At 72.0% G+C, this 20,339-nt stretch carries 22 protein-coding genes; 14 read left to right on the top strand and 8 right to left on the bottom strand.

All coding sequences use genetic code 11. The features are described from left to right. The first annotated feature begins 142 nt into the window (after window positions 1–142). Window positions 143–1,156 carry a tryptophan--tRNA ligase gene (trpS, locus tag OG627_RS12340; RefSeq protein ID WP_329064375.1) on the top strand — a complete coding sequence of 338 codons (1,014 nt, stop codon included), beginning with the start codon at window positions 143–145 and terminating at the stop codon, window positions 1,154–1,156. Window positions 1,157–1,259: 103 nt separating this feature from the next. Beyond that, entirely contained in the window at window positions 1,260–1,859 is a 600-nt protein-coding gene (locus OG627_RS12335) for a 2'-5' RNA ligase family protein (protein WP_329064373.1), read from the top strand. Window positions 1,860–1,927: 68 nt separating this feature from the next. On the opposite strand, the gene OG627_RS12330 is transcribed toward OG627_RS12335, so the two are convergent. Beyond that, the gene (locus OG627_RS12330) at window positions 1,928–2,683 is read right to left on the bottom strand and encodes a decaprenylphospho-beta-D-erythro-pentofuranosid-2-ulose 2-reductase (RefSeq protein WP_329064371.1); all 756 of its coding nucleotides are present in this window, start codon (window positions 2,681–2,683) and stop codon (window positions 1,928–1,930) included. A gap of 41 nt (window positions 2,684–2,724) precedes the next feature. Beyond that, the gene (locus OG627_RS12325; RefSeq protein WP_329064369.1) at window positions 2,725–4,236 is read right to left on the bottom strand and encodes an FAD-binding oxidoreductase; all 1,512 of its coding nucleotides are present in this window, start codon (window positions 4,234–4,236) and stop codon (window positions 2,725–2,727) included. Between the two features lie 164 nt (window positions 4,237–4,400). Between OG627_RS12325 and OG627_RS12320 the strand changes: the two genes are divergently transcribed. Continuing rightward, entirely contained in the window at window positions 4,401–5,354 is a 954-nt protein-coding gene (locus OG627_RS12320) for a YihY/virulence factor BrkB family protein (RefSeq protein ID WP_329064367.1), read from the top strand. On the opposite strand, the gene OG627_RS12315 is transcribed toward OG627_RS12320, so the two are convergent. Then, entirely contained in the window at window positions 5,302–6,543 is a 1,242-nt protein-coding gene (locus tag OG627_RS12315) for a D-alanyl-D-alanine carboxypeptidase family protein (protein ID WP_329064365.1), read from the bottom strand. The two genes, OG627_RS12320 and OG627_RS12315, sit on opposite strands and share 53 nt — an antisense overlap. An 85-nt stretch (window positions 6,544–6,628) precedes the next feature. Between OG627_RS12315 and OG627_RS12310 the strand changes: the two genes are divergently transcribed. Further along, window positions 6,629–6,877, top strand: a complete 249-nt coding sequence (locus OG627_RS12310; RefSeq protein WP_329064363.1) for an SCO4848 family membrane protein — start codon at window positions 6,629–6,631, stop codon at window positions 6,875–6,877. Between the two features lie 39 nt (window positions 6,878–6,916). Continuing rightward, window positions 6,917–8,299 carry a metallophosphoesterase gene (locus tag OG627_RS12305; protein ID WP_329064361.1) on the top strand — a complete coding sequence of 461 codons (1,383 nt, stop codon included), beginning with the start codon at window positions 6,917–6,919 and terminating at the stop codon, window positions 8,297–8,299. Between the two features lie 46 nt (window positions 8,300–8,345). On the opposite strand, the gene OG627_RS12300 is transcribed toward OG627_RS12305, so the two are convergent. From OG627_RS12300 to OG627_RS12290, 3 genes are all read right to left on the bottom strand, one after another. Then, entirely contained in the window at window positions 8,346–9,101 is a 756-nt protein-coding gene (locus OG627_RS12300; RefSeq protein ID WP_443073462.1) for a TetR/AcrR family transcriptional regulator, read from the bottom strand. 11 nt (window positions 9,102–9,112) lie between these two features. Further along, window positions 9,113–9,499 (bottom strand): thiol-disulfide oxidoreductase DCC family protein, encoded by a 387-nt coding sequence (locus OG627_RS12295; protein ID WP_443073618.1) that lies wholly within the window; start codon window positions 9,497–9,499, stop codon window positions 9,113–9,115. 185 nt (window positions 9,500–9,684) lie between these two features. Next, entirely contained in the window at window positions 9,685–10,125 is a 441-nt protein-coding gene (locus OG627_RS12290) for a hypothetical protein (RefSeq protein WP_329064359.1), read from the bottom strand. 499 nt (window positions 10,126–10,624) lie between these two features. Here OG627_RS12290 and OG627_RS12285 point away from each other — a divergent pair, with 499 nt between their 5' ends. Then, the gene (locus OG627_RS12285; RefSeq protein WP_329064357.1) at window positions 10,625–11,344 is read left to right on the top strand and encodes an NUDIX hydrolase; all 720 of its coding nucleotides are present in this window, start codon (window positions 10,625–10,627) and stop codon (window positions 11,342–11,344) included. Window positions 11,345–11,346: 2 nt separating this feature from the next. Here OG627_RS12285 and OG627_RS12280 read toward each other — a convergent pair whose 3' ends face one another. Continuing rightward, window positions 11,347–12,720, bottom strand: a complete 1,374-nt coding sequence (locus OG627_RS12280; protein WP_329064355.1) for a hypothetical protein — start codon at window positions 12,718–12,720, stop codon at window positions 11,347–11,349. A gap of 191 nt (window positions 12,721–12,911) precedes the next feature. Between OG627_RS12280 and OG627_RS12275 the strand changes: the two genes are divergently transcribed. From OG627_RS12275 to OG627_RS12240, 8 genes are all read left to right on the top strand, one after another. After that, window positions 12,912–13,703, top strand: coding sequence for a 2-keto-4-pentenoate hydratase (locus OG627_RS12275; RefSeq protein WP_329064353.1), 792 nt, complete (start codon window positions 12,912–12,914; stop codon window positions 13,701–13,703). A gap of 65 nt (window positions 13,704–13,768) precedes the next feature. Beyond that, window positions 13,769–14,626, top strand: a complete 858-nt coding sequence (locus tag OG627_RS12270) for an acetaldehyde dehydrogenase (acetylating) (RefSeq protein WP_329064351.1) — start codon at window positions 13,769–13,771, stop codon at window positions 14,624–14,626. 14 nt (window positions 14,627–14,640) lie between these two features. Beyond that, window positions 14,641–15,666 carry a 4-hydroxy-2-oxovalerate aldolase gene (dmpG, locus tag OG627_RS12265; RefSeq protein ID WP_329064349.1) on the top strand — a complete coding sequence of 342 codons (1,026 nt, stop codon included), beginning with the start codon at window positions 14,641–14,643 and terminating at the stop codon, window positions 15,664–15,666. Further along, the gene (locus OG627_RS12260) at window positions 15,663–16,664 is read left to right on the top strand and encodes a beta-ketoacyl-ACP synthase III (protein WP_329064347.1); all 1,002 of its coding nucleotides are present in this window, start codon (window positions 15,663–15,665) and stop codon (window positions 16,662–16,664) included. Before dmpG ends, OG627_RS12260 begins: the two co-directional genes overlap by 4 nt. After that, entirely contained in the window at window positions 16,661–16,891 is a 231-nt protein-coding gene (locus tag OG627_RS12255; protein WP_329064343.1) for an acyl carrier protein, read from the top strand. The genes OG627_RS12260 and OG627_RS12255 overlap by 4 nt, the downstream gene beginning before the upstream one ends. A gap of 8 nt (window positions 16,892–16,899) precedes the next feature. After that, complete coding sequence (locus OG627_RS12250) at window positions 16,900–17,745, top strand: HpcH/HpaI aldolase/citrate lyase family protein (protein WP_329064341.1); 846 nt, start codon at window positions 16,900–16,902, stop codon at window positions 17,743–17,745. Further along, window positions 17,742–18,272 carry a MaoC family dehydratase gene (locus tag OG627_RS12245; protein ID WP_329064339.1) on the top strand — a complete coding sequence of 177 codons (531 nt, stop codon included), beginning with the start codon at window positions 17,742–17,744 and terminating at the stop codon, window positions 18,270–18,272. Before OG627_RS12250 ends, OG627_RS12245 begins: the two co-directional genes overlap by 4 nt. A gap of 9 nt (window positions 18,273–18,281) precedes the next feature. Further along, on the top strand, window positions 18,282–19,451 hold the full coding sequence (locus OG627_RS12240) for a GNAT family N-acetyltransferase (RefSeq protein ID WP_329064337.1): 1,170 nt from the start codon (window positions 18,282–18,284) through the stop codon (window positions 19,449–19,451). A 276-nt stretch (window positions 19,452–19,727) separates the two neighbouring features. Here the strand turns inward: OG627_RS12240 and OG627_RS12235 are convergent, their stop codons facing one another. Continuing rightward, window positions 19,728–20,162 carry a hypothetical protein gene (locus OG627_RS12235; RefSeq protein ID WP_329064335.1) on the bottom strand — a complete coding sequence of 145 codons (435 nt, stop codon included), beginning with the start codon at window positions 20,160–20,162 and terminating at the stop codon, window positions 19,728–19,730. Window positions 20,163–20,339 lie beyond the last annotated feature (177 nt).

The raw sequence follows: 20,339 nt of genomic DNA, 5'->3' as shown, positions 1-20,339 counted from the left end.
ACTCTAGGCGCCGTACGGTGCGTCCGGGACCAGATCGGCGGTACAGGACAGGATCAGGGGTACAGGGCCAGGTCAGCGGCGCGGTGAGGCTCCCGGCAGTTGCGTCGCAGAGCTGTCGGTCGCACCTGAGACAATGGTGGACATGGCATCCGACAGTCCTCGCGCCCTCTCCGGGATCCAGCCCACCGCCGGCTCGTTCCACCTCGGGAACTACCTCGGTGCGGTGCGCCAGTACGTGGCGCTGCAAGACACCCACGACGCCTTCTACATGGTCGTCGACCTGCACGCGATCACCGTTCCGCAGGATCCGGCCGAGCTGCGCGCCAATACGCGGCTCGCGGTCGCCCAGCTGCTCGCCGCCGGGCTCGACCCGCAGCGCTGCACGCTCTTCGTCCAGAGCCATGTGCCCGAGCACGCGCAGCTCGGCTGGGTGATGAACTGCATCACGGGGTTCGGCGAGGCGTCCCGGATGACCCAGTTCAAGGACAAGTCGGCCAAGCAGGGCGCCGACCGCGCCACGGTCGGTCTCTTCACGTACCCGATCCTCCAGGTCGCCGACATCCTGCTCTACCAGGCCAACGAGGTGCCGGTGGGCGAGGACCAGCGCCAGCACATCGAGCTGACCCGCGATCTCGCGGAGCGCTTCAACGGCCGCTTCGGGCAGACGTTCACGGTGCCGTCGCCGCACATCGTCAAGGAGGTCGGGAAGATCTACGACCTCCAGGACCCGACGATCAAGATGAGCAAGTCGGCCTCCACCCCCAAGGGCCTGATCAATCTCCTGGACGAGCCGAAGGCCACCGCGAAGAAGATCAAGAGCGCGGTCACGGACACCGGTTCGGAGATCCGCTTCGACGCCGCCGAGAAGCCGGGCGTGTCCAATCTGCTCACCATCCACTCCACGCTGTCGGGCGTCTCCGTCGCGGATCTGGAGCGGAGGTACGAGGGCAAGGGCTACGGTGCGCTGAAGACGGATCTGGCGGAGGTGATGGTGGACTTCGTCACTCCGTTCAGGGCCCGCACCCAGGCGTATCTGGACGACCCCGAGACGCTGGACGCGATCCTGGCCGAAGGCGCGGAAAAGGCCCGCGCGGTCGCCGCCGAGACGCTCGCCCAGACCTACGACCGGATCGGCTTCCTGCCCGCCAAGCACTGAGCCGCCAAGCACTGAGGCCACCAAGCACGGGGCCCGCCAAGTATGGGGCCGGGCGGCGCGACCGTCCGCACCACCACCCGACACACCGACTGAGGAGCACGATGTGGGGACCGTAACGCTCGGCGTTTCGATCGCGGTCCCGGAGCCGTACGGCAGCCTGATCCAGGAGCGGCGTGCGGGCTTCGGCGATCCCGCCGCCCACGGCATCCCCACCCATGTCACGCTGCTGCCGCCCACGGAGGTCGACGCGTCGGCGCTGCCCGCGATCGAGGCGCATCTCGCCGCGGTCGCGTCGGCCGGCCGGCCCTTCCCGATGCGTCTTTCCGGCACCGGTACGTTCCGCCCGCTCTCGCCGGTGGTCTTCATCCAGGTCGTGGAGGGCGCGTCGGCCTGCATGTGGCTCCAGCGGCGGGTCAGGGACTCGTCGGGGCCGCTCGTCCGCGAGCTCCAGTTTCCGTACCACCCGCATGTGACGGTCGCGCACGGCATCGCGGAGGAGGCGATGGACCGGGCGTACGAGGAGCTGTCCGAGTACGGGGCGGCCTGGAGCTGTGCCTCCTTCGCGCTCTACCAGCAGGGCGAGGACGGGGTGTGGCGCAAGCTGCACGAGTACGCGTTCGGCGGCGGCACGGAGACCTCGACGGTGCCCTCCCAGGGCACCCCGGCCGACCAGGACCGGCCCGCCCTGCGCCCCTGCCCCTGAGAGCACCGGCTCCCGGATGCGGAGCGCAGAGCGGGCGGCCCCGCCCGGACCGGCGGCTGCCGGAACGCTCAGACCGGCAGCCGCCGGAAGAGCGGGCGCGGCAGATGGCGCACCCCCGCCATCATCACCCGTAGCGTCCCCGGCACCCACACCGTCTCCGAGCGCCGCCGCAGCCCCAGCTCGATCGCCGTCGCCACCGCCTCCGGTGTCGTGACCGGCGGCGTCTCCGGGCGGCCCGCCGTCCGCCGCGTCCGGACGAAGCCCGGCCGCACCACCATGACGTGCACCCCCGTGGAGTGCATGGCGTCCCCCAGGCCCTGGGCGAACGCGTCGAGGCCCGCCTTGCTCGACCCGTAGATGAAGTCGGCGCGGCGGGCCCGTTCACCGGCCGCCGCCGTCAGCACCACCAGCGAGCCGTGCCCCTGCGTCTGAAGCGCGCCCGCGCACATCAGCCCCGCCGAGACCGCCCCGGTGTAGTTGGTCTGCGCGACCCGGACCGCCGCGAGCGGGTCCGCTTCGTCGTGCGCCTGGTCGCCGAGGATCCCGAAGGCGATCAGCACCATGTCGATGTCGCCCTCGGCGAAGACCTTCCCCAGCGCCTCCTCGTGCGAGCCGGGGTCCAGCGCGTCGAAGGCGACGGTACGGACCTCGGCGCCCAGCCTCCGCAGCCGGCCGGCCGCGGTCTCCAGGGCGGGGGAGGGGCGGCCCGCCAGCCAGACCGTACGGGTACGGCGGGCGATGAGCCGGCGCGCGGTGGCGAGCCCGATCTCCGACGTACCGCCGAGGACGAGCAGGGACTGCGGGGTGCCGAAGGCGTCCTTCATCGTTCAGTGCTCCTTGGGGGTTGAGCGTGGTCGTGCGTTCGTTACAGAGACAGCCGTCGGGACAGGTCCGAGGTGAAGACCGCCCGCGGATCCAGCTCGGCCCGCAGCGCCCGGAACTCCGCCAGCCGCGGATACATCGCGGCCAGCGCCTCCGGCCGCAGCCGGGAATCCTGCGCCAGACAGACCCGGCCGCCCGCCGCGGCGACCTCCTCGTCCAGCTCGTCGAGGAACGGCGCGAGCCCCGACCGGCCCGCGACCGGCAGCTCCATCGCGAGCGTCCAGCCGGGCGTGGGGAACGACAGCCAGCCGGGGCCGCCGGCGCCGAAGCGGGTGAGTTCGGCGGGGAAGACCGGGCAGCCCCGGTGCGCGACGCGCTCCACGATCCGGCGCAGCGCCTCCTCCTGTCCGTACCCGACGGCGAACTGGTAGCGGACGAAGCCGTCGCGCCCGTAGATCCCGGACCGCCGTACGGTGCCGCCCGGCGCCCGGCCGAACGCCGGGAGGTGCCGCAGCTCACCGGTCCGCGCGCGGGGGGCCGTGCGGTACCAGACCTCGTTGAAGAGGGCCGCCGCCGCCCGCCCCACCGGCCCGGCCGGCGGTACGGGGGCGGGCGCGTCGGCCGGGGACCAGGGCGGCCGGTGGGTGAGCGGCCTGCGCCGGGCGCGCGCCGGGAGGGCGCTCAGCGGCGCGTGCTCCCCGCGCAGGAGCACGGAGCGCCCCAGGGCCGTCCCGCGCGCCATCAGATCGATCCAGGCGACGGTGTACGGGGCGGCGTGCTCGGCCCCGGCGGCCGGGGCCCCTGCCGCGGCGGCTGAGGCCCCTGCTGAGGCGCCCGTCCCCGTTCCTGTTCCCGCGCCCGTTCCCGCCCCCGCGCCTGCGGCGCCCGGCTCCGTGAGCCGCCCCAGCAGGTCGTCGAGATCCGCCGCCCGCTCCGTGTCCACCCGCATCAGCGAGGTCCCGACGCGCCGCAGCCGTAAGGTCGCCGACAGGATCACCCCCGTCAGCCCCAGGCCGCCCGCCGTCGCGTCGAAGAGCCGGGTGCCGGGCAGGGCCGTACGCCGCTCGCCGTCCGCCGTGAGCAGCTCCAGCGACGACACATGGCGCGTGAAGGACCCCGCCGCCGGGTGGTTGCCGCCGTGGACGTCCGCCGCGATCGCCCCGCCGACCGTCGTCCGCGCGCTCCCGGGCGCCACCGGCGGATACCAGCCCAGCGGCAGCAGCACCTCCATCAGCCGGCGCAGACTCACCCCCGCCTCGCACACGACCACGCCCGCGTTCGCGTCGAGCGCGCGGATCCGGTCGAGCCCGGTCATGTCGAGGACCGAACCGCCCGCGTTCTGCGCCGCGTCGCCGCAGCTGCGGCCCAGCCCGCGCGCGATGGCACCGCGCGCCCCGCTGCCGCGTACCGCCGCGCACACCTCGTCGGGCGAGCGCGGGCCGAACCGCAGGGCGGTCGTCGGGGCGGTGCCGCCCCGGCCGGTCAGGGAGACGACGGAATCGTCGTCGTAGTAGTCGTGCGCGTGAGAGCCGTGCTCGGCGGTGTCGACAGACATGGAGGTGACCGTATCGCCCTCATAGCGCATTCTTTGTCGCGTTTGTTGGGCTACCCGGATGAACTCGTATGAACGGGTGATGGAGCGGCCCGCACCGGGCGACGCGAGCGGGGATTCGCGGCACCTTCCACGCATGTCCGCCGATCCGTGGGTAGATCTTCGCCATGGACTGGCTGAAAAAACTCCCCGTCATCGGTCCGTTCGTGGCCAGGCTGATGCGGACCCACGCCTGGCGCTCGTACGAGACGCTCGACCGGGTCCACTGGTCACGGCTCGCCGCCGCCATCACCTTCATCAGCTTTCTCGCGCTCTTCCCGCTGATCACCGTCGGCGCCGCGATCGGCGCCGCGCTGCTCAGCAAGGGGCAGCTCGACCGGATCCAGGACAGCGTCGAGAAGCAGGTCCCCGGCATCGCCGACCAGCTCGACATCAACGCCCTGGTCGCCAACGCCGGCACGATCGGACTGGTGGCGGGCGCGCTGCTCCTCTTCACGGGCATCGGCTGGGTCGGCTCGATGCGCGAGTGCCTGCGGGCCGTGTGGGAGCTGGACGACGGCGAACAGGGCAACCCGATCGTGCTCAAGGGCAAGGACGGGCTGGTGCTGCTCGGCCTCGGCGCCGTCGGGCTCGCCTCGGTGGGCGCGTCGGGCCTGGGCTCCACGGCCGTCGGCTGGACCGCCGCCCGCCTCGGCATCCCCGAGGGCGGCGCGGGCGGCGTGCTGCTCCAGATCGCCGCCCTCGCCGTCGCGGTACTCGCCGACTTCCTGCTTCTGCTGTACGTCCTGACGCTGCTGCCCCGCGTACATCCGCCGCGCCGCCGGCTCGTGGTCGCCGCGCTCCTCGGCGCGGTCGGCTTCGAGCTGCTCAAGCTGCTGCTGGGCGGCTATATGAAGGGCGTGGCGGCCAAGAGCATGTACGGCGCGTTCGGGGTGCCGGTGGCGCTGCTGCTGTGGATCAACTTCACCGCGAAGCTGGTGCTGTTCTGCTCCGCCTGGACGGCGACGCGCGGCCGTACCGAGGCGGAGCGGGCGGGCGAAGAGGAGCGGGCGGGCGAGGCGGCGAAGGTCACGGACGCGGACGGCGACGGACCAGATCGGGCAGCGGCCAGCGCCGGTTGACCAGGAACACGCCCCCCGCCAGCGCGATCAGCACCCCGCCGGCGACGGCCAGCGCGATCCCCACCCCGTCCGAGCCGCCGCTGCTCGCGGCGGTGACCGTTTCGCCGGGGGCGGCGGCAGGCGACTCCCCGTTCACCGGCGTGGGGCTCGCCTCCGTCTCCGTGACGGCGGACTTCGGAGGCACCAGCTCACCGACCGGCGTCACCTTCCCGGCCGCGGCGAAGCCCCAGTCCAGCAGCCGCGCCGCCTCCTGGTAGACCGCGTGCGGCTCGGTGGAGGACGGGTTCATGACGGTGACCAGCAGCTTCCTGCCGTTCCGCTCGGCGACCCCGGTGAACGTCGTACCGGCGTGGGTGGTGCTGCCGTTCTTCACCCCGGCGATCCCCGGGTACTGCGCGACACCGTTGGCGCCGGTCAGCAGCCGGTTGGTGTTCTGGATCTCGAAGGTCTCGCGCTTCTTCCCCTTCTTCTCCCCGGGGAACTGGGCCGTCGCGGTCGCGCAGTACTCCCGGAAGTCCTTCTTCTGGAGGCCCGAGCGGGCGAAGAGGGTGAGGTCGTACGCGCTGGAGACCTGGCCCTTCTCGTCGTACCCGTCCGGCGAGACGACGTGCGTGTCCAGCGCCTGGAGCTCCTCGGCGTGCTTCTGCATGTCCTTGACGGTCTTGGGGATCCCGCCGTTCATCTCCGAGAGCACATGCACGGCGTCGTTGCCGGACTTCAGGAACACCCCCAGCCACAGGTCGTGCACGCTGTAGGTCAGGTTCTCCTTCACGCCGACCAGGCTGCTGCCCGCGCCCATGCCCTCCAGATCGGCCGGCGCCACCTTGTGCTTCTCGTCCTTGGGCATCCTGGGCAGCAGGGTGTCAGCGAAGAGCATCTTCAGGGTCGAGGCCGGTGCCAGCCGCCAGTGCGCGTTGTGCGAGGCCAGCACATCGCCGTGCTCGGCGTCCGCGACGATCCAGGACCGGCCGGTCAGCTTCTTGGGCAGCACCGGCGCGCCATTGCCCAACTGCACCTGGGTGCCCGCGACTCCGAGCTTCGCCCCGCCGACCGTGGACATCGAGGCGGGCGGCTGCGGCAGTTTCTTGTCGGGACCGTCGACCTTTCCGTCCGCCGACGCGGGTACGGCGGTCAGGGCGGGCAGGAGCGCGGCGGCGACCGTCACAGCGGTCTTTCTCAGAGCGGACACGACCGAGAACGTACATGGCCCCGACAACGGCCGTTCCGCGGGACCCCGCCGCTGCCCCTCCGAGGGCCCCGGCGATACTGAAGCCATGAAGCTCAGCCGCCCCGTGTCCTGGTTCCTGCTCGCGTTCGGGGTCTGGAGCTGGTTCATCTGGGTCACCTTCGTCAAGAACCTTTGGCAGGACGGCAGCGGACTCGCCTTCGACGACGCCGGTGCTCCGACGGCGTACTTCTGGGTGCATCTGACCCTCGCCATCGTGTCCTTTCTTCTGGGGACGGCCATTGGCGTCATCGGGTTCCGGGGCGTACGCGCGCTCCGGCGCGCCCCACAGGGATAACGCGAACAACAGGGACAAAAGGGACTAGGGGGCTCGTTCGTGGTGGTCGTCGTCGTTCTGGTGGCGCTCGTCGCCGTCGCGCTGGTCGCGGCGGCTCATTGGTACGTATGGCTGCGCCTGGTACGCGATACGACGGCCCCGGGGGGCCTCGCCCGCCGGGCGGGCACGGTCGCCGCGGTGGTCCTGCCGCTGCTGGCCGTGGGCGCTGCCGTCTCAGGGCGCGCGGGCGCGCCCTTCTGGTTGCAGCGGGCGCTGGCCTGGCCGGGGTTCCTCTGGCTGGCGGTGCTGCTGTATCTGCTGCTGGCACTGGTGGTGGGCGAGGCGGTACGGCCTCTACTGAGGAGACTGCCAGCGCGCCGCCGGGACGGCGAGGCGGCGCGGTCCAAGGGAGGGGTGCCCGCGGAACCGACGCCCGAGACGGCGCCCGTGCCGGAGCCCGAGCCCGCCTCCGTACCCCGGGCGCCGGAGCGCGCCACGCCGCCCCCGGCCGCTGACTCTGCCCCGGCAGCTGCCTCTGCCGCCGAGCCGGTACCGGCGTCCGCGCTCGCGTCGCCTGCCGTGTCGCCTGCCGGGGCGTCCGCCGCGCCGTCCGCCGCACCGTCCCGCAGGCTGTTCGTCTCCCGTGTCGTCGGTGGCGCCGCTGCCGCCGCCGCCCTCGCGACCGTGGGCAACGGCATGTACGGCGTGATGCGCGGCCCCCGCGTGAAGCGGCTCACCGTCCCGCTCGCCAAGCTGCCGCGCGCCGCCCACGGCTTCCGTATCGCCGTCGTCAGCGACATCCACCTCGGCCCGATCCTGGGCCGCGCCCACTCCCGGCGCATCGTCGACACCATCAACGCCACCCGGCCCGACCTGATCGCGGTCGTCGGCGACATGGTCGACGGCAGCGTCGAGAACCTGGGCCCGGCGGCCGAGCCGCTCGCGGACCTGGAGGCGCGGCACGGCGCGTTCTTCGTCACCGGCAACCACGAGTACTTCTCGGGCGCCGCGGAATGGGTCGACCACGTACGCGAACTGGGCATGCGGCCCCTGGAGAACGAGCGCGTCGAGATCGCCGGCTTCGATCTGGCGGGCGTCAACGACGTCGCGGGCGAGAGCGAGGGCTCGGGGCCCGACTTCGGCAAGGCCCTCGGCGACCGCGACCGGGCCAGGGCGTCCGTACTCCTCGCCCATCAGCCCGTGGTCATCCACGACGCGGTGCGCCACGGCGTCGACCTCCAGCTCTCCGGCCACACCCACGGCGGGCAGCTGTGGCCCGGCAACTACCTTGCCGAGCTGGCCAACCCCACCGTCGCCGGTCTGGAACGGTACGAGGACACCCAGCTCTACGTGTCGCGCGGCGCGGGCGCCTGGGGCCCGCCCGTACGGGTCGGCGCGCCCTCCGACATCACGGTCGTGGAGCTGGCCTCCCGGCAGGCGTGAGCGCGCCGCCCGGCACGGTGGCGTCCGCCGGGCACGGTATGCCCGCTCAGGACTTCCCGGCCCGGGAGGCGGCCGTCCGCGCCATGCCCGGCAGGAAGTCCGCGAACAGCTCGTGCACCTCGCGTACGAGCGGACGCAGCACCCGGAAGCGGGAGAGCGCCACGGTGCGGGCGGTCAGCCGGGCGCCGCGCCGCGCCAGCAGGCGGGAGCGCTCCGAGCCTTCCGAGCGGTCGTACACCCAGAACAGCACGAGCCCCATCTGGGCCAGCCACATCACCTCGGGGAGGGTGGCCGCCAGCTCCGCCGGAACCTTCGTCCTGGAGCCGGCCAGCACCTCACGGTGGACGGAGACGGCCGCCTCGCGGGTGTGCTCGGATTCGGGGGAGAAGGGGCTGAGCGGGCTGTCGGGGTCCGCCGCGTTCTTGAAGAACTGGGCGGCGAACTCGCGGTACGGCTCAGCGATGTCGAGCCATGCCGTCAGCACACCGGCCAGCCGCGCCTCCAGCCGGACCTCCCGGTCCAGCACGGGCCGGATCGCCGCGCGGTGCTCGGTGGCGATCCGGTCGTAGAAGCCCTGGACGAGATGTTCCTTGGACGAGAAGTAGTAGTACGCGTTCCCGACGGAGACCCCGGCCTCCTTGGCGATGGCCCGCATCGTCGTCTTGTCGTAACCGCGCTCGGCGAACAGCCGCAGCGCGGTTTCGAGGATGAGGGTGCGGGTCTGCTCGCTCTTGGGCGCGGAGGCCGGGGCGGGCGCCGGGGCGGGGGGCTTCGTGTCCTTCTCGTCCTTCTCGTCCTTCACAGTGCCCGAGCCTAATCCGAGGGCGCGGGCGCTTCGCACGCCCCGTCGCAGGAGGCCGCCGTCCGCGCCCGGTACTTGGCGGCGGCCAGGATGCTGACCCGGGCGAAGGGGGTACCGGCCGGGGTGGCCAGCCAGTTGGCCCTGGGCCGGTGCTCGGCCAGCGCCCAGAGGCAGACGATCAGGGCGGCGGTGGAGCGGTAGACCTGGCCCCGGTCCCCGATGACGGTGATCTCCTTGAGCGTCGACGCGTGGTCGAGGCCCGGAAACCGCCGCCGGGCCTCCGCCGAAGCGGCCGGGACCATGTCGAGCGGTACGAGCTGGGGCTGCCGGATCAGCCAGGCCCGCAGGTGCACGCAGAGCGGGCAGTCCGCGTCGTACAGCACCGTCAGCCGCCGCACGGGGATCCGGTAGGCCGGTACGCGCGGGGCCGCGACGCGGGGGGCCTGGGTGCGCGTGGCCGGGGGCCGTTGGGCCCGCGCCCGCCGCGCGGAGGGCGGCTGTACGGGCGTCCGCAGGGCGGGCAGCCGCTCGACGGGCAGCCGCTCGACGGGCGGCTGCCGTACGGGTCGTGTGGTCACCGCGCTCACACACCCGCGGCCGGCGCGGTCCACGGACCGGGACCCTGTGCCGGGCCGCCGGTCCACTCCTGCGGGGCCACCGGCGGGGTCTGGTCGCGCTCCATGATCCCGCGCCGCCGGATCTTGTTGAGCACGTACACATTGCCCAGGTGCATGACGCCGAGCACGAGCAGCACCACGCCGAGCTTGACCGAGAGCGCCTCGAAGAGTCCGCGCGCGTCCGTCACGGCGTCGGCCGCCTTCAGATACAGCGCGACGAAGCCGAGGTTGACCAGATAGAAGCCGACCACCAGGAGGTGGTTGACGGCCTCCGCGAGCTTCTCGTCCCCCTTGAGTACGTCGGCGAGGAAGATACGTCCGTTCCCGCTGAGCGTCCGGGCCACCCACACGGTGAGCGCCACGCTGATCAGCAGGTAGATCACATACGCGACAACAGTGAGGTCCATCCCCCACCCTCCCTTTGAACGTGTTCAAAAAGCTGATGTCCTGGACTGTAGACCTGTTTTTGAACATGTTCAAGCGGCGTGGGAGGGCCCCGCCCGGGGCTGTCGTCCCGCCTGCTCCGGCGACAACCGGCGCTGAGGGTGATCTCCGCCGACAGCGGTTGGCGGTAGCGATGGTCCGGGTTCGCGCGCCGCAGATACGACGGCCGGCCGGTTGTGAGAGTCGTTGTCCCTGGGCAAGCGCCAAGGCCGGGTACCGGTAAAAACGCGTGGGCGGACCCGCTCATGCCCGCCGACCGGCGTGGCCCGACCCCGCTGTTCTGGTCACTCTCGACATGGGCGCCCGTCCGAACCTGGCTGCGGCCACCGTGCCAGGCCCCTCGCCGGCTGACACAGGCGACCAGCAGCCAGCCGGGCGCCCATAGATGACGTATCCGGCCGAGTTGGCGGTCAAGCCTGGACCGGGTTCTACGATGAGCCGGTGACCGGAACGCTGCCTCCCGTGGGCATTGACCTTTTCGACGTCGAACGGCTCCTGCTGACCGAAGCCGCGGAACCACCGCTGCTGCCCCAGGACGCCGAGGCCCGGGACCGGGTGTGGGACAGGGCGGTCCGGGCCAACCCCGCCCTGTTCGACGGGCCCGTGGTGGCGTGCGGGGGACTGGAGCGGACCGACCCGCGCGTCCTGCGCCTTTCCTGGGTGCGGGTGACCTACCGGCACTACGCATTGCGTCGCGTTCCCGGCGCCACGGCGCTGCCCTCGTTGTTCGTGAACGTCGCTCAGCCGACCGACGACGGCCGTGTGCTGGCAGCGAGGATGTCGCCCTCCACGGCCGCCCCGGGTCGCTGGCAGCTGCCGGGTGGATCTGTGGAACCGCCACAGGACGGGGCGTTGCTGGACGAGTCGGCACTGGCCGGCCAAGCCGCGCGTGAACTCGCCGAGGAGTTGGGGATCAGCGCGGCGGCCGAGGTTCTGAAGCTGTGGGTAGTCACCCGCGGCGAGAACGGCAGTGTCGGTCTGACCTACCTTGCCCCGGCTCTTCCCGAAGCGGTAGTGCGCGCGGACTTCACCGCCGCTGCGGCGGCCGAGCGCATCCAGGGCCGTGAATCCGAACTCGACGACATCGCCCTGGTGCGCACACCGGACGAACTCGCCGGTCTGGCCGGTCCGCACGCGGATTACCTCAAGCCGATCGTCAGCCGCTTCTCCGGGGGCTGCTGAGGTCAGGCACCGGCCAGGAAGTCGCGTCCCCGTTCATCGAGTTCGGCCACGCGCCGCAGGCCACGGGCTCTGAAGCGTGCGAGGTCACCGCGCATGCGGGAGACCGCCTTCCGGGTGCGGACGGAGCGGACACCGTCCATGTGGTCGATGGCCCGGTGCCAGGTGGCGCACGCCTGCTCGATGCTGCCGCGCTTGAGGTGCATCTCCGCGCCCGCGACCAGGTCCAGGGCGACGATCCGCGCGTAGGTGCTTGCGGGGCGGGCCGTGGCGGCCAGCGCGTACTGCTCGGCGGCGGCCCGGTGGTCTCCCACGGTCTCGTGGACCTTGGCGGTACGGGAGTAAACCGACGCGGCCGGTGGGCCCCAGGCCAGCGCCCAGAACGGCACCTCGTCGCCGGGGGCGCCGGTCAGCAGGGTACGTGCATGTTCGGCCTCGGAGAGGGCCGCGCGGCGCTTGCCGCTCTTGGCCAGGGTGTGGGCGTGAACGACGCGGAAGAGCGCTTCGGTCTGGGCGTCCACACGTCCCTTGGCCCGGTTCAGTCCGGTCTCGGCCAGGCCCAGGCAGTGCTCGGGGCGATGGAGCTTGAGGCCCTGCATGGCCATCGTGCGCATCACGAATCCGTCGTGCCCGCACAGGCCGGACTCGGCGGCCAGGGCGTAGGACTGGAGGTAGTAGCGCTGGGCGAGCCCCTGCTGACCGGCGTCGTAGCTCTTCCAGCCCAGCAGGTGGACCCCTCGGCCGGCGGCGGACAGCATCTGCTGGCGGACTTCGTCGGTGCGGAACCGGGCCCGGCACAGCGGGGCGACGTCGTCGCGGAGGTAGGTGACCAGGGCGCTGCGGCCATGTTGTCCGCCGTGGCGTTCGTCCATCTCGGAGAACGCGTGGATCATGTCGCGGACGGCGGCGACTTCGGCCATGCCGACGGTGTAGCCGGTGCGGGCGGCCGCGGTGCGGGCGGCGATGTCCTGGACGTGGCTGAGGGGTAACGCGGCGGAGGCCGCGGAGTAGGCGGAGGCCGTCAGGAAGTGGCGGCGGTCCAACTCGTACCTCCACATCGGCAGCAGAGCGTCCAGCGGGTCGCCCCCCAGGGACAGTCCGATGGTCTCATTCTCGGCTTCTGCCGGGGAGGGTCGGCCGAGGTCGGCGGTGGTCAGGAGGCGGCCCAGGCGTCGGGAGAGCGCGACCGCGAGGTAGCGGGGTGTGTCGCCGCGGGGCACGGATCCACCGAGCCAGTGCTCGACGTTGGACTTGTTGGTGCGTAAGTCCGTGCCGCACTCGGCGGCGACCGCGCGGACCGCCTTGGCCAGCGCCTCGTAGGTGAGGCCGGATTCGGCGACAAGGGTGCTGAGCTGGGCGTTCGGCGTGCGCGTGGTCATGAGTACCTGCCCCGTATATACGCGATATACCGCTTGGCCTGTCCATCACCGTACCGCTGCGATGAGCCCGCCGGTTGACTGTTCATCAGGCCCGGACCCGGCGGTCGGCATTTCAGCGCCACGCTGGATCTGCTTCCGTGCCCACGTCTGCGAACCGTAGGCGATGCCCCATGCCCCGAGGAGGAATCGTCATGGACGAGCCGGATGACCGCTGGATCGCCGCTACGGCGTCGGCTCTGCTGGCGGCGGAGTCCGAGCGGGTGCCGATCGACGTGCTGACCGTCCGGAGGCCGGGTCTGTCTTTGGAGACCGCCTACCGGGTGCAGGGGGCGGGGGTTGCCCGGCGGATCTCGGGTGGCGCCCGCGTCGTCGGCCTCAAGGCCGGGGTGACCTCTCGGGCCATGCAGGAACAGATGGGCGTCGACGAGTCGGACTCGGGGGTCCTGCTGGACGACATGGTGCTGCCCACCGGCAGCACCATGGCCCGGTCCGTGCTGATGCAGCCGCGGGTGGAGGCGGAGATCGCTTTCCGGCTCGGCCATGACCTGGCGGGCGAGAACGTGAGTGTGGACGAGGCACGGGCGGCGGTGGAGAAGGTGTTCCTCGCCCTGGAGGTGATCGACACCCGGTTCACCGGCTGGCGCATCACGGTCGCGGACAGCATCGCCGACAACGCGTCCTGCGCCCGGGTGGTCACCGGGCCCATGGTGCCGCTCGGCGCGGACATGGACCTGGCTGCCGAACCGCTGGTCGTCAGCGTCAACGGCACCGCGGTGGCCACCGGAGAGGGTCGCGCCGTCCTCGGCGACCCGCTCCGCGCCCTGACCTGGCTCGCCGGACGGCTGCACCGCACCGGCGACGGACTGCGCGCCGGGCAGCTGGTTCTGGCCGGGGCCGTGCACGCCAGCCTCCCGCTGGAGGCCCGGAGCACGGTGCGCGCCCGCTCGCCGCATCTCCCGCCGGTCGAGCTGCGCGTGCGCTGACCCGCAGCACTCTGCCGACCTCGCACTCATGCACCACCCCTTCCCCTCGAATGAAGGAGCGGCCGATGGCTGCTGATGAACAGCGTCTCCGTGTCGCGGTACTCGGCGCGGGCCTGATCGGCGTCGACCTCACCGACAAGATCCACCAGTCGCAGAAGCTGGAACTGGCCCTGGTGGCAGGGCGCGACCGGGACAGCCTGGGGCTGCGACGGGCGGCCGAGATGGGCCACCCGACCACGGCCGGCGGGATCCGCGCCGTGCTGGATGCCGGGCCCTTCGACGTGGTCTTCGACGCCACCAACGCCGACAGCCACGCCGACCACTGGGCGGCACTGCGTCCGACCGGCACCACCCTGATCGACCTGACCCCCACGGGGCATGGCACCGTCATTGTTCCGGGGGCCAACAGCCACCGGTCGGCGGCCCACCGGCACGTGAACCTCGTCAGCTGTGGCGGGCAGGCGGCCATTCCAATCCTGTACGCGATCTCCGAGCACTGCACCCCCACCTACATCGAGGTGGTCTCCACCGGGGCGAGTGCGAGCGCCGGCCGGGCCACCCGCCTGAACCTCGACCAGTACATCGCCACCACCTCCGCCGCGATCCGGACCTTCACCGGCACCCGGGACGTGAAAGTGATGGTCAACCTCAGCCCCGCCCGCCCCGCCCCGCCGTTCCGGGTGGCCATGACTGTCCTCGCAGGCAGCTTCCGCGCCGCACCGGTCCGCACGAGCATCGCGGCCGCCGCCCAGGCCGTGCGCGCCTACACACCCGGGTTCAAGGTGACCTCACTCGCCGTGGACCCGGGCCGGATCTCGGTCGCGGTGGAGGTGACCGCCAGCGGCGGCCGCCTGCCCCCTCACGCCGGAAGCGTCGACATCATCAACGCCGCCGCCGTCCTGCTCGCCGAGCAGTCCCGATGAAGGGAACCCCATCCGTGAACACACACCCGCACGAGCGGCCCCGGATCCTCCTGCACGACCCGACTCTGCGCGACGGCCACCACGCCGTCGGCCACCAGCTCGACGCCGACCAGCTCCGCGCCTACGCCACCGCCGCGAACGCCGCCGCCGTGCCGGTGGTCGAGGTCGGCCACGGCAACGGCCTGGGCGCCTCCAGCCTCCAGATCGGCCGCTCCAAGCTCGACGACGCCACGATGCTCACCACCGTCCGCGAAGCCCTCACCTCGTCGCGGATGGGCGTCTTCATGGCCCCCGGCTGGGGTACATCCGACGACCTGGAGGCCGCCGTCCACCACGGCGCCGACATCGTACGGATCGCCGCGCACTGCACCGAGGCCGATGTCACCGAACGTCACCTTGGTGTCGTCCGCGACCTCGGAGCCGAAGCCCAGGGCGTCCTGCTCATGAGCCACATGACCGGACCCGGCGACCTCGCCGAACAGTGCGCCCTGATGGTGAAGTTCGGCGCTCAGGCCGTCGGCATCATGGACTCGGCCGGGTACTACCTCCCTTCCGACGTCACCGAGCGCGTGCACGCCATCGCCGACGCCGTCGGTGTGCCGGTCATCTTCCACGGCCACAACAACCTGGGCCTGGCCGTAGCGAACAGCCTTGCCGCCGTGGACGCCGGGGCGACCGTCATCGACGCGACCGCCCGCGGGTTCGGCGCCGGGGCCGGCAACACCCAGCTCGAAGTCCTCGTGGCCGTCCTGGAGCGCCACGGCGCCGAGACCGGGATCGGCCTGCGCGAGGTCCTGGCCGCCGCCGACATCGCCGCCGACCGCCTGATGGAGGCCCCGCCGACCATCGACTCGATCGCCGTGGCCAGCGGACTCGCCGGGGTATTCTCCGGCTTCAGGCGGCCCGTCCTTCAGACCGCACACGCCGAAGGCGTCGACCCCATCGACCTGTTCCTCGCCCTCGGCGAGCGGCAGGTCGTCGCCGGGCAGGAAGACCTCATCGGCGATGTCGCCCGGCAGCTCAAGGCGGCCGCCCGATGACCGCCGCATCCGTCGCTGCCGGGAGAGCGGCTGTGATCTGCGCAGTCGGCGCGGCACTGCCTCCGCACACCGTCTCGAACGCCGACCTGACCGCACGTCTGAATACAACCGACGAGTGGATCCGCTCGCGGACCGGCATCACCCAACGGCACGTCGCCGGGGCGGACCTGTCCACGACCGACCTCGCTGTTCGGGCCGGCGCCCAGGCCCTCGCCGACACGGAACCGGTCACCGTGGAGGCACTGGTGGTCGCCACAACCACCCCGGACCGCTGCTGTCCGGCCACCGCCCCCGCCGTTGCCACCCGGCTCGGCCTGACCGGCATCCCCGCCTACGACCTCGCAGCCGGCTGCACCGGATTCCTCTACGCCCTCGCCACCGCGGCCGGACTGATCGCCGCCGGCGCCGTAGGGACCGTCCTGGTCATCGGCGCCGACCGCCTCGCCACCCTTCCCGACCCCGAGGACCGCACAACCGTCCCCCTGTTCGGCGACGGCGCCGGAGCCGTAGTGCTGCGCCACGGCAGCGCGGACGAGGCCGGGGCGCTCGGGCCGGTGGTCCTGGGCAGCGACGGCACCGGCGCCGACCTGATCCGGGCCTCCCGCACCGGCGCCCTGCACATGGACGGAGGCGAGGTCTTCCGGCATGCGGTCGACCGCATGTCCACCGCGTCCCGCCAGGCCACCGCCGCCGCCGGATGGGAACTCGGCGACATCGACCGTCTGGTCCCGCACCAGGCCAACAGCCGCATCACCGCCTTTGTCGCACGCACGCTCGGCGTCCCAGACGACCGACAACTCAGCAATATCGCCGAGACCGGCAACACCGGCGCCGCATCCATCCCCCTGCTCCTGGCCCGCTCCGCCGCCGACGGCCGTCTCAAGCCCGGCCACCGCACCCTGCTCACCGCGTTCGGTGCCGGACTGACCTGGGGTGCCACCACCCTCACCTGGCCCGGCCTCTCCCCGCAGCCACCCACCCAAAGGAGCCGGACATGACCGGTGACCTCGCCCGCATCCTGACCGACGACCTCAAGCTGCCCGCCGACCGGCTCACCGACGACGCCAGCCTCGACCACGCCGGATTCGACTCCCTCGCCGTCGTCGAACTGTCCGTCCTGCTCACCGACCGCTACGGCATCGACATCAGCGACAGCGACATCAAGAACGCCGCCACCCTCGGCCGGCTCGACCGCCTCATCACCACCAAGCGCAACGGAAGGTGAACCACCCCATGACCAGCCAGAGCCACCGTCCCGGACGGGCCTGGATCATCACCCCCGGCCGGTACGAAGACCGCTTCGCCACCGCGCGGAAGTCCGGTGCCGCAGTCGCCGTCGTCGACATCGAGGACTCCGTCGCCCTCCCCGACAAGCAGACCGCCCGCACCACCTCCGAAGCGTTCTTCGCCCACCCCGACCCGACGTGCACCCTCGGCATCCGGATGAACGGCCTCACGACGATCGACGGCATCAAAGACCTCGCCGCCCTCGCCGCCTACACCGCCCGGCCCGACCTCATCGTGGTCCCCAAGGTGGAATCCCCCCGCGACATCGAACTCGTCGCCGCCGTACTCGACACCGACGGCTACACCCCCGACATCTGGGCGCTGATCGAAAGCCCCCGGGCCTTCGACACTCTCCCCGCGATCATGCGAGTTCCCCGGCTCGGCGGCGTCCTCTTCGGCTCCGCCGACTACGCCGCCTCCGTCCGCTGCGGCCTGGACTGGGACACCCTCCACTACGCCCGCTCGGCCCTCATCAACGCCGCCACCGCCGCGAACATCCCCGCTATCGACGCCCCCACCTGGGAACTCGACGACCTCGGCATCCTGCGCCGTGACGCCGAACGGGCCAAGGAAATCGGCTTCTACGGCAAAGGCTGCGTCCACCCCCGCCACGTACAGGTGATCAACGAGGTCTTCACCCCGACCACCGAGGAGATCGCACAGGCCCGCGCCGTCGTCGCGGCCGCCGACGCCAGCGGCGGAACGGTGACCACCGTGGACGGGCAGATGCGCGGCACCCCGTTCTTCAACCGGGCCCGCGCGCTTGTCGACGAGAGGGACCGTACGTCATGAGCGCCGGCCTGCCCCACGGCTACCGGCAGATCGGCGAGGAGCGGCTCCGCGAGAGCGTCGGCCTCTCCTACCCCGAACTCGCCCCCGGACTGATCATCGAACACCGGCCCGGCCGGACCGTCACCGAACTCGACAACCTCCTCGGCGCGGCCCTGAGCGGCAACGTCGCCCCCATCCACACCGACGCCCACTACAGCAGTCAGACCCAGTGGGGCCGCGTCCTGGTCTGCTCCGGCGTCACCCTCAACCTCGTGGCCGGCATGACCGTCCGCAGCATCAGCGGCCTGACCACCGCGAACCTCGCCGTCGACCACGTGCGCTTCACCACGCCCGTCCACCTCGGCGACACCCTGTACGCCGAGACGAAGATCCTCACCCGCCGGGCCTCCGAGAGGCGTCCCGGCACCGGGGTCATCACCTGCCACACCACCGCACACAACCAGAACCGCACCAGCGTCCTGGCCTTCACCCGCACCTTCCTCGTGCCTCTGGACGCTGATGCCGCCCGCGACGCCACCCACTACTGAGGGCGGACCATGAACCAGCAGCTGACCTTCGCCCCGGCCGACGACGGCCTGTGGGAGCAGTACGACCAGCTCGCCACCCGCTCCTACGGCCACCCGGTCGGGGACATCACCCACCTGCGCGAGCACGCCGACCTCCAGGTCGCCGTCCGCGGCGGCCGGGTCGTCGCCGGCGGACTGGGCCTCCTCGTCGATCAGTTCTTCGGCGGCGCCTCCGTCCCCAGCGCCTGCCTCGGCGACGGCTGCGTCGCCCCCGAGGAGCGCGGCGAGCACCTGGCCGCCGACATGGCCACCGAACGACTGCGCCCCCTGATCGAACACGGAGCGGTGATCTCCACGATCGTGACTTCCTCCACCGGCTATGCCCGCCGCCTCGGATGGGAAGCCCCCACCGGCGTCCTCGCCTGGGCGGTGGCCACCGACGCCCTCAAACACTCCTTCGCCAATGAGGACTTCGAGGCCGAGCACGGACTGACCGACGAAGCCGAAACCCTCCAACGCGACCTCGCCCGACAGTGGAACGGCCCCATCCACCGACCCAACTGGTGGACCCAGTGGAAGCACGACAAGAGCAACCTCACCACCTACCGCTTCACCAGGCCCGGCCACCCCGTCACCGGCCTGCTCAGCCTCACCACCAAACGGCACGAGCGCCACGGTATGAGCCTGGTCGTCCATGACTTCTGGGCCGCCGGCCAGCCCACCGCCGCCGCCATGCTCGCCTTCCTCGGCCATCACAACACCCGCGCCCGCACCATCGAGTTCCGGCGCGGAGCCCTCCCGCCCTACCCCACCCTCCTCCACGGACTCCGCCACCACCGCACAACCGCCGAAGCCTGGCACCCCTGGATGCTCCGCGTCCTCAACACCTCCGAGGCCATCCGGCTCCGCGGGTGGCCCACCGACCTCACCACCGCCGTCCCGATCGAGATCGAGAACGAGACCGGCGACTGGGCCCGGTGGATGCTTCAGGTCAGTGATGGAGCGGCCGAGATCGTCTCCACCCGCGTCGAGGGACAGGTGGCCTTCACACGGCGCCAGCTCGCGGTCTGGTACGCCGGTGGTTACCGGTCCACCACCTCGGCCCGTATGGCCGGAGTCCACGCCACTTCGGAGAAGGCGCTCACGACCCTCGTCCGCAGCACGGCACAGTTCGAGCCCTGGCTGCCGGACCACTTCTGACAGCGGCGGGAGCTTCCCCCTTCCACCTGGCCGAGTGTCGGCAAAAGATCGTCTGTTGCCCAGGGTCAGTTCTCGCAGAACCCTGTCAGGCGAGAACCTGGCCGAGGAGGTCTCGGGGAGGCCGCCGAGGGCCTGGTGGAGGACTTCGGCCCTGGACCGGATCAGGCCCTCGCGGTAGGGGCTCCGCGGGCGGTCGAATCCCCGCCGCCATATCGGCCGCGGCCGAGGGGTCGCCGTCGAGACGCGAACAGGCGCCGTCGAGGTGGCCCGGGCGTTCTACCTCTCCGCCCGTGCCGTGGGCACAGGCCCGCCGGTATCCCTGGTCGCTCCCGGCGCGAGGCAGAGCCCCCGGACCTGAGCAAGGGCCAGCGGTACGACGGCGGCGGCCGTGATGATCAGTGCGCCTGCCGCCAGGGTGGTGCGGAGCCCGAACAGGTGGGAGGCGGGACCGGCGAGGAGATAGCCGAAGGGCACGGGCAGGATCTGTCCGAGTGTCGAGTAGGACAGGGTCCGGCCCAGCCGGTCCGCCGGAATCCTCTCCTGCACCAGCGAAGCCCACACGGTCATGCTGACCGCCAGCCCCGTGCCCGCCACCCCCGTGGCGACCACGAGCACGGGCAGCGGCACGGCCGTGGCCATTGCCGCCAGCGGCACCGCCATCGAGCCGGTGCCCGCACAGACGACGACTGCGACCTGGCGTGGCTTCCACATCAGGGCGAGCGCCGCCCCCGATCCGGAGGACCGCGAAGGCCAGACCGATGGGCGCCACCGTTGAGCCGGTCCAGGAGAGCAGACGGGCGGTGAAGTGCAGGCGGTACGGCCTGATGGACAGTGGTGCGCCCGCCTCCCGGACCCGGGCCGCCCAGCTGATACGTGGGACGGGTCCCG

It is taken from the genome of Streptomyces sp. NBC_01429 (assembly GCF_036231945.1).
Taxonomy (GTDB): domain Bacteria; phylum Actinomycetota; class Actinomycetes; order Streptomycetales; family Streptomycetaceae; genus Streptomyces.
This window is presented reverse-complemented; position numbering and strand designations above follow the sequence as displayed.